This is a genomic window from Ferrithrix thermotolerans DSM 19514 (genome assembly GCF_900128965.1).
GTDB lineage: Bacteria > Actinomycetota > Acidimicrobiia > Acidimicrobiales > Acidimicrobiaceae > Ferrithrix > Ferrithrix thermotolerans.
The window spans coordinates 1-8865 of record NZ_FQUL01000055.1 but is presented as its reverse complement, the minus strand read 5'-3'; the positions used below and the strand labels follow the sequence as shown (position 1 = coordinate 8865).

Genomic DNA, 8865 nt, shown 5'->3' with positions numbered 1-8865 from the left:
GGTTCAGAGATGTCCTTCAGTGTAACCTGTTCTGCTCTCGTATTGGACCTTGAGGCTTATGTCCACACTGTGATGAACCGGTTGCCTACTTGGATCTCGATAACTGATAGACACTCTACTTCCACTGTCAAGGACTAAATAAAGATCAAAAGTCAATGACAGTTCTATAACCATTTACTAAGATAGACACGGTTCCAAAGACTCTATGGCCTATTTGCACAACTTTAGGCACACGACCTCGCGTGACCACTTCCTCGACGAAGTTGTATGGGCGATGACCTCCACAGGAGCATGATCCCCACGTAGCGGATGAGGGGTTGTCTCCTCCACTACCAGCCATACACCCGATCCAAGAGGCACTTCAACGAAAGCTGGCTCACCTCGAAGTGCCCGAAGGAACCGGAGAGAGAGCACAAGGGTGGCCATTCACCGTCCGTCCGCCTTGACATCCCAGCGGCGGTGGGCCGCATCGACAAGGTCCCACTTCGCGTCCCCCCACTGCCCCAGCGCAGCGGGCGGCTCGTCGAGAGACCGTTCGAGAGCGGTGAGCTCTTAGAGCGTCGCGGTGTCGACCCGCCCGGGATCAGGGGTGCGGCTGATCAGGCCGTTGCGCTCGGCGCGTCGTAGCGTGTCGGTCAGCACCTTGTGCGAGATCCCCGCCAGCGAGTCATGGAGATCCTGGTACCGCCGACCTCCGTCAGCCAACGCGGCCAGTAGTTCCAACGTCCAGCGCCCGCCGAGCAAGGCGATGAGCTGATGGGACAGCCGCCGTTCACTATGCGTGTCGATAGCCATCCCAGTCACCAGCGGACGAGCGTGTTGCGGCGTCGTAGTCATCCGGGGACACTGACTGGTGGTAACTCAGCCGTGCGCTCGTCCTCGTCGGTCGCGGTCTCGGGGTATCCGAGCGACTTCCCGCGGAAGCGGAACCAGCTCTGGCGCACGTTGTCGAGGTAGATGTACAGCGTCGGTACAACAATCAGGGTGAGCAGGGTCGAGGTCGACATGCCACCGATCAGTACCAGCGCCATCGGTGAGCGGTACTCGGATCCCGGTGCTGCCAGGAATGCGACCGGGAGCATGGCGATCACCAGGGTGACCGTCGTCATCAGGACGGGGCGCATCCGGGTCCGGGCTCCATCGATGATCGCCTGGTGGCGCTCGACGCTGCGTTTACGCAGCGTCTCGGTGTAGTCCACGAGGAGGATCGCGTTCTTGGATACCAGCCCGACGAGCATTATGGTGCCGAGCAGCGAGAACAGGTTGAGGGTCTGATGGAAGACCACCAAGGCGCCGAGTCCCCCGAAGAGCGCAAGCGGGACGGCAAAGAGCACCGCAAAGGGCAGGAGCAGTGATTCGTAGAGCCCCGCGAGCAGCATGTAGATGAGGAATGGTGCAAGGTAGAGGGCCAAGAGCAGGGGAGCGAAGGCGTCGGACTGCTGCTTGGACTGGCCCCCCATCAAGAAGTCGTAGCCGGGCGGCAAGCCGACCTTGTGCACAGCGGCTTGCACCTCGGCCGTCACGGTGCCGAGCGCGACGCCAGGAGCAATCCCGGCATGCACGGTCACTTGGGGTAGCTCGTCGTACTCGTTGATGGCAAGCGGTGTTGCCGCGTGGACGATCGTGGCCACCTGTCCGAGGGTGACAGGAGCTGGTACACTGCCCCCGGGGAGCGCGGCGGTGCCCGTGGCAGTGGAGGTGACCGAAGAACCCGAGGGCAGACCAGACGATGCGCTCACGGCAGACCCGCCGGCAGAAGGAGGGGCTTGCGCGATCGGGAGGTTCTCCAACTGGGTGAGACCGAGGGAGGTGTTGCCGGGGACCGTGACCTGGATCGGCTCGGCAACCCCCGAGGAGGTCTGCAACGTGGTGACGGTCGTGCCGTTCACTGCGGTGGAGACCTCGGCGGCGACCTCCTGGGCAGTCAGCCCGAAGGACTGCGCCGCGCTTTGGTTGACCACGATGTTCCAGGCAGGGGCGGCCTGGGTGGCGGTCGACTGCACCTGGGCCAAGCCGTGGAGACCTCGCATCGCGGAGACCACCTTGGTGGAGAGCTGGTCGAGCGTGGCGAGGTCAGGGCCGCGCAGGATGACGGCGATCGCCGAGCTGCCCGGCGAGACCAGTGGAGTGGGGACGCTCGTTCCCACCCGAAGCCCAGGGATCGAATGCGCCATCTTCGACACGTCGGTCTCTACTGTGTAGATCGACTCGGGCCGCTTGCTCGCCGCCACGAGATCGATAGTGATCGTGCCGGTGTTCGTCGTCACGCCTCCGCCGCCCCCGCCCCCCTGACCAGCCTGGACCACTACGTCGGTCACACCCGGCAGGTGCAGCACCTTGCCCGCAAGCTTCTCCAAGGCGGCGTTGGTGGCAGCGAGGGTGGTGCCCGGCGGCATCTGGGCATTGCCGACCACGATGCCGGTGTCGGCTTGGGGGACATAGGCGGTCCCGAGCAGGCCGGAGGGGAGGTAGGCGATCGTCATCACCAAGGCGCCGATCGCTACCAACAGCACGACAGGTCGGTGGCGGAGCGAACGTCGGAGCACACGCTCGTAGCCGGCCTGCATCAAAGCCATCCCCCGCTCCAGTGTGTGCTTCATCGCCCGCGTGACCCGCTGGCGGGGTTCGAGGCGTCCTGGCTTCAACCAGTGTGCGGCCAGCATCGGAGTGAGCGTAAACGAGACCAGGAGCGAGAACAGGCTCGCCACCACGATCGTGATGCCGAACTCCCTGAAGATCGCCCCGGTGTTGCCGGTCACGAAGGCGATCGGCAAGAACACGATCACGTCGGTGAGCGTGAGCGCAACCGCCGCCGCGCCGATCTCCATCCGCCCGTCGTAAGCGGCAGTGGCCGGGTCCTTGCCCATGTGGAGATGCCGGGTGATGTTCTCGATGACTACGATCGCGTCGTCGACCAGAATGCCGATCAAAAGCGACAGCGCGAGCAAAGAGATCAAGTCCAAGCTGAAGTGAAAGAAGAACATCATGAGGGCCGTCGCAAGCAGCGCCGTCGGGATGGCCGTGGCCACAATCAGGGTCTGGCGAGCAGACTGGAGGAAGAACAGGATCACCAAGCTCGCCAGGAGGATAGCCAGCGCCAGGTCCTCACCGGTGGCCGAAAGGGACGCGAGCGTGAAGGTGGTCGAGTCGGCGGTAACCGTGTAGTGCATGCCCGGAGGAAGGTGCGGTTGGATCTGGGCGAGCGCGGTCTCGAGCGCCGAGTTGGTGGCGACCGCGTTGGCGCTCGTTTGGGGGAGGATGGTGAGGGCGGTGGTCGGCTGGCCATTGAGCTCGTTGGTGGTGGTCTGCGGGGCGAAGCCCTGCTGGATCGAGGCCACCTCGCCCAAGGTCACCGGGAGCCCGCCGGGGCTTCCCACCACCAGGTTGCCGAGCTGGGATGGGCTCTGGGCCTGGTTGGTCGTCGAGACCGAGTTGGAGCTCTGGCCGCTCGAGGTGGAGCCGTTCGCGCTGTTCACGTTCTCCGCCGCGATTGCCGAGGTGACATCTTTCAGGCTGAGCCCTCGGGCAGCGAGCACTGCCGGGTCGACGACCACGTTGGCCTCTGGCTCGAGCCCGCCGGCCAAGGTGATCTGACCGACGCCGGTCACCTGGTCGAGTCGCGGCTCGACCAAGGTTACGACGGCGTCGTAGAGCTGGGCCGGAGGGATGTTGCCGGAGAAGTTCACGGTCATGAGTGGGGTGGCGAGTGGGTTCACCTCGCTGATCGCCGGTGGGCTGATACCCGCCGGCAGTTGCTTCTGCGCGCGTGCGACCACCTGGGCCACCTCGTTGGCAGCCGCGTTCACGTCGGTGCCGCCGACGAAACTGAGGTTGATACTGGCGTTTCCCTCCGAGGAGGTGGAGACCATCTTGGTCACCCCGCTCACCCCTTGGAGGGCCTGCTCCAGGGGCTTGGTGACCTGCTGGTCCACGGTGGTCGAGTTGGCGCCGGGATCGGCGACGCTGATCGTGATCGCCGGGAAGGTGACGTTCGGCAGCTCGTTGATCGGGAGCTTGGTGGCGGCCACCGCTCCCATTACACCGATGATGCCGAAGATCATGGTGGTGGCAATCGGCCGACGGATGATCGTGCGCGTGAGGTTCACGGGAAGCTCCTCGTGGTGTGCGGGCCGCTATAGCCAATGGAGATGGCCGTCGCCGTGATCGCACCGTTGGCCCCACGCGAGCCCTTGATCACCACGTGCTCGCCCGGCTTTAGCGCACTGGCCGGCACTGCGGCGCCCCCCTTGGTGATCTTCGTCGCCGACGTGACATCCACGGTCTTGGTGACCTTCTGCGGCCCGAGTGCTACGACCACCTGGTGGGCGTTGACGACCTTCTCGATCGTGGCCGAGACCCCCTTGGCGAGCCTTCCACCCGCCCCTCCGCCGGCCCCGGCGCCATTGCCTGTAGCCGGGACGGCCGATCCGTTGTACGCTCCCATCGATGGCGTGGCCGGCGACGGACTGCTCGAGGCTGACCCAGACCCACCTGCGACACTCCAAAGGACATGGTCGCCAGAGGCCAGGTAGGTCTGTCCGAGGATGACCACGAGCTCGCCGGACTGGAGCCCGGAGCGAGTCTCGGTCAGCGTCGAAGTCTGCACACCCAAGGTCACGTCGACGAGCTTGGCCACCCCGGGCTTGCCGCCTCCTGCGGGGCCGCCGGCTCCATTCCCAGCGCTGCCGGCTCCCTTGCCATCTCCTGCTCCCTTACCGTTTCCCGGTCCCGGGGTGACGACGTAGACCGCTGGTTGGCTGGGCGACGGGTAGACGATGGCGGCGCTCGGCACGGCAAGCCCGGTCACACCGGCCTCGGTGAGGGTGACGGTGGCTGGCTGGCCTACCTTGAGCTCGTTCGAGGGGGCGTCCGGGGTGAGCACAGCGGTGAACCCCTGGTTGGTGGCGTTGGTGGTCGGATAGATCTGGGTCAGCGTTGCGGCGACCGCGGCGGCACCGGGCACGGCGGGGGCGACACTCGCGTGGTCGCCGAGCTGGCTCTGGAGCTCGAGCTGCTGTGCCGGGGAGAGCGTCACGTCGACCAGAAGGTGATTGCCGACCAGGGTGAGTAGCGGCGTGGTGTTCTGCACCAGTGCTCCCGGGGTGACCTGGACCTGGCTCACGACTCCGGCGAAGGGGGCCGTCACCGTCAGCTCGTCAACTTGGGCTTGAACGCTGTTCACCGCTGCCTCATCGGCGCCGACGGTCGCCTGGTCGAGCCTCAGCTGGTCCGAGGCGGTACTCTGGCTGGCACCCAGACCGGCCTGGGCGTTGCTGAGCGCCGTTTGGGCCGTGTTGACCTGGGCTTGGGCCTGATCCTGGCTTTGGGAGTCCCTTGCCTGGACGGCGCCGACGTTGGCCTGGGCAGTCGAGGCCGCCGCCTGGGCGTTGGCGAGCGCTTCGAAGTCAGCAACGACTTTGTCGGCCGTGCTGACCGCTTGGGTGGCCGCCTGCACCGCGGCCTGGTCGGCGTCGACCTGGGTCTGGGCGGTCGCTGCGTCCGAACGGTCCTGCTGGCACTGGGGCGATGGGGTGGTGCTGCTCGATCCAGACGGGCAGTCGGATTGTTCGGCCTGCTGGGCGGACTGGAGGGACTCTTGGGCTTGGGTGAGGCTCTGCTGGTCGGCCGCGAGCGCATCCTCGTCGCTGCCGAGCACGCTCTGGGTGGTGGGTAGGTCGTCGCTCGATCCGTAGGCGGGGATGCTCTGGCCCGCGCCGGGGCCGTTCGTGACCTGGCTCTGGGCGCTCGACAGCGCCTGCTGGTCGGCCGCGAGCGCCTGCTGGTCGGTGGTGAGGCTCTCCTGGTCGTTGGAGACCGTCTGGGCGGCTTGTGCAGCTTGGGCCTGTGCTTGAGCCAGCGCAGCCTCGTTCGCGACGTTCGTGTCGCTGAGGGCTTGCTCGGCGTTGGCAAGAGCGGTTTGGGCGGCGTCGAGCTGCGCCTGGGCCTGGGTGAGCCCGCCTGATCCGGTCCCAACCTGGTCTTCGGCAAGCTTGGCCTGGTCTCCTGCCACCTTCGCCTCTGCCTGGGCAAGGGAGGACTCGAGCGACGGCGACGACAGCTGGGCGAGCGTCTGGCCGGCGCTCACCGATTGCCCGGGAGCGACCAAGACACTGGTGACGAGGCCGCTCTGGCCGGCAACGACGTCCAACGTGCTTGCCGAGGCAACTACTCCCGACAGCTGCATCGTGGGCGCCACGACCTGGTCCGCCACCGGGGAGACCTCAACGCTGAGCAGGCCCTTGCCGCCGCCTTTTCCTGCCGCCGGAGGGTCGCTGCTCGACGAGGCCGCCGCCAAGATGAGTGGAGTCCTGACACTGAGTACCGCCACGGCGGCCAGCGCTGCGATCACTGCGATCTTGTGACGCGAAAGACCGGGCACGCGGCGAATCAGGTTGCGGACGTGTTCCTTCAAGTGGACCACAGCAGTTCTCCTCCTTTTCTATGAAGGTCGAATCGGTGCGAGTGCGAGGAGGTCAGGGTTGAATCGCAAGCGAGGTGGCGACGATGGCTCCAGAGGAGTTGAGGTGTCCCTTGACGAGGACGGTTTCACCGGCCTTGACCGCCGAGAGTGAGGTCGTCGTCCCGTTCTGGGTGATCGTGGTCGTGGAGCCCACCAGGACGGTCTTCGTCCGGCCCACCTTGGTGGTGACCGTAATCTGATCACCAGAGACAGCCTTGACCGTGACGGTCACCCCGTTGGCCAGCCCGCTGCCGGCACCACCGCCGCTTCCTGAGCCGTTGCCTCTGCCTGGAGTGTGCTGCGCCGTTGTCGAGCTCGTGGTAGGCGTGGGAGAACTCGAGCTGGAGCCACAGGCAGCGAGAAGTAAAGCCGCCACCGATAGTAAGGCAACGACCGCGAGCCGCCGCGAGCCGCAGCGCATCGAACTGGCCGCTTTCGACCTGAAACTCTCGAAACTCCAATACATGTGGCCTTCGTTTGTTGCTGTTGTTGGCTGTTGTTGTTGAAAACGGGGGGTTGCGTGCCAGAGGTCTGGGTGGGCAAGTGTCAGCGGAAATGCGACCTTCATGAAGGTGGCATCAGTCGTTCGAAGTGCTCGAGGAACCGCACCAGGCCGGTCTGCTCTTCTTGGAACCGAGCCGCCCAGAAGCTGAGCAGGTCGCGTCCTACCTCAGTCAGCTCGTGAACCTTGCGGCCTGCGCCGTCGCCAGCCGTCCACGTGGAGTGAACGGCGCCCTGGGCCTCGAGGTACGCCAAGGCTCGATAGATGGTAGAGACATCCGGCAGCTGCTCAGGCACGGGGAATACTTCCCGTAAGCGCTCGTTCAGCTCGTAGCCATGCGCCGGCCGTTCGGCGAGGAGCAGTAGCACGGATGCCTCGACATAGCGGACCACACCGCGACCTCCACCTCGGTGGCCTCCCCTACCTGTTCCATACTCTCCGACCATCACAACACCTCCTTCTGCTCCCCCGACTTTCCTGATCGAGGAGAGACGTCGAATCCTGCGAAATCCTGACATTGCCTATTATAGCACGATGCGAGATTTCGCAAGTCGCGGCTCTCCAGCGCCAGCGCATACGCAGCCGTGTCGGGCCATCTTGGGTCGCCGAACCATCACGAGGAAGCACGTCGCTCTGATGCCGTCCCCCGTTGCCAGGCAGGCGCGCGGCACCGATCTTCCCGGGATGCATGCCAGCTTCCCTGAACATCAGCAGCCACGGGTTGACACGAGGAGATCGACAGACCGACGTCGTGCGCTACGGGGTTCCGGTAGCAACTGGCCAAGGTGACCGCCTTCTACGACGGCAAGGTCTACCTCGGCGACCCTGCCGACATCCCCATTGGCGACCACGTCCAGCTCGCTGTCGGCCGGCCCCTCGTCGCTCCAGAGACGATCCGCTTCCCCCCAGGGTTGTGAGACTCTCCTTCTCCCTACGACCGCGCTTCCCAGGACCACGCTGGCGGGTCTCATCCGTCGACGTCGGCCCCTTCGCCACGCCGACTCCGACCGAGCGCCGTGCCTTCGAGCTCCTCGGCGTGCCGGTCCCAAGAACTCTCGGCCTGGTTGATTTCCCTACCGATCACCCGCGCCCTGGTGAATCACGGTGTTCGGTGGGGGTAGTCGGACTGGCAGGCTGTCTACTTGGGAAAACGGTTTCGCCTTATGCCACATCAAGCCCACCAAGGGCCGTTTGCGAAACTCACCAAAAACCCGGCGTTGCCCTGTTCGGGCAGTCAAATGGGGTCAGAAATATACTGGATTGTGGCTGTTGCCTCGATTGTTGGCACAAAAGGGCCTCACGCCCCGGTTTCGGGGCGTGAGGGGATAAGACCTTGCTTGTGGTCGTTATGTTGCGGTGCTTGATTTAGCTTCCCGGCGGTGTCTCTTGGTCGGACTGGTAGTTGCCAAGGCGATCTCGACGTCGTGGTTTGGGTAACCGGTTGATGGTGTTGGCGACCTTGGCCGCTACGAAGCTATTAATCTTTCGGACATTCGCTGCCAGAGTGATAAACGTAGTAAAGAGGAATTGGCGGTGTCAAGGGACTCCTTGGCTCTTTCGGCGGTAGCCACCTCGTTGTCTGGGTCGCCAGCTTCAAGGAAGCGAGTAAGTTTGACGTTGGCATTCTCGGTGAGTCTCTCCTTTGCCATGGTCAAGAGTTTGCGGATCCGATAGAGGGGATCTTCGCCTCTGCCTCGGTGGCCATAGATGTTGTGTTGTACCCGTCTTCTTGTCTCGTCAAGGCGAGTGTTGGCGAGGTAGGGTCGAACCAGAGCGCCCTGCCAACGTTTCCGTTGGTGGGTTTCTCTGGTCCGCCCTCCGAACCGGACGTGCGACTTCCACCGCATCCGGCTCTCCCCGAACCCATGCCATCTCGCTACGATGCCTTCTCTTCTATCCTCGC

At 64.5% G+C, this 8865-nt stretch carries 6 protein-coding genes and 1 pseudogene; all 7 read right to left on the bottom strand.

The window, feature by feature from the left end; translation table 11 throughout:
* Positions 1 to 552: 552 nt before the first annotated feature.
* Positions 553 to 795 carry a winged helix-turn-helix transcriptional regulator gene (locus tag BUA24_RS11120; protein WP_218587478.1) on the bottom strand — a complete coding sequence of 81 codons (243 nt, stop codon included), beginning with the start codon at positions 793 to 795 and terminating at the stop codon, positions 553 to 555.
* A gap of 38 nt (positions 796 to 833) precedes the next feature.
* A complete protein-coding gene (locus BUA24_RS11115; RefSeq protein WP_072792588.1) occupies positions 834 to 4106 on the bottom strand; it encodes an efflux RND transporter permease subunit in 3273 nt (1090 codons plus the stop codon).
* Positions 4103 to 6421: an efflux RND transporter periplasmic adaptor subunit gene (locus tag BUA24_RS11110; RefSeq protein WP_072792586.1), complete on the bottom strand. Its 2319-nt coding sequence runs from the start codon at positions 6419 to 6421 to the stop codon at positions 4103 to 4105. The genes BUA24_RS11115 and BUA24_RS11110 overlap by 4 nt, the downstream gene beginning before the upstream one ends.
* A 52-nt stretch (positions 6422 to 6473) precedes the next feature.
* Complete coding sequence (locus BUA24_RS12300) at positions 6474 to 6692, bottom strand: DUF5666 domain-containing protein (RefSeq protein WP_143146541.1); 219 nt, start codon at positions 6690 to 6692, stop codon at positions 6474 to 6476.
* A gap of 332 nt (positions 6693 to 7024) precedes the next feature.
* A complete protein-coding gene (locus tag BUA24_RS11100; RefSeq protein ID WP_084660454.1) occupies positions 7025 to 7480 on the bottom strand; it encodes a PadR family transcriptional regulator in 456 nt (151 codons plus the stop codon).
* A 948-nt stretch (positions 7481 to 8428) separates the two neighbouring features.
* Positions 8429 to 8719: pseudogene (locus BUA24_RS13010) on the bottom strand (transposase); the annotation flags it as partial.
* The gene (locus BUA24_RS13005) at positions 8614 to 8829 is read right to left on the bottom strand and encodes a hypothetical protein (RefSeq protein WP_084660452.1); all 216 of its coding nucleotides are present in this window, start codon (positions 8827 to 8829) and stop codon (positions 8614 to 8616) included. The gene BUA24_RS13005 and the pseudogene BUA24_RS13010, both read right to left, overlap by 106 nt.
* Positions 8830 to 8865 lie beyond the last annotated feature (36 nt).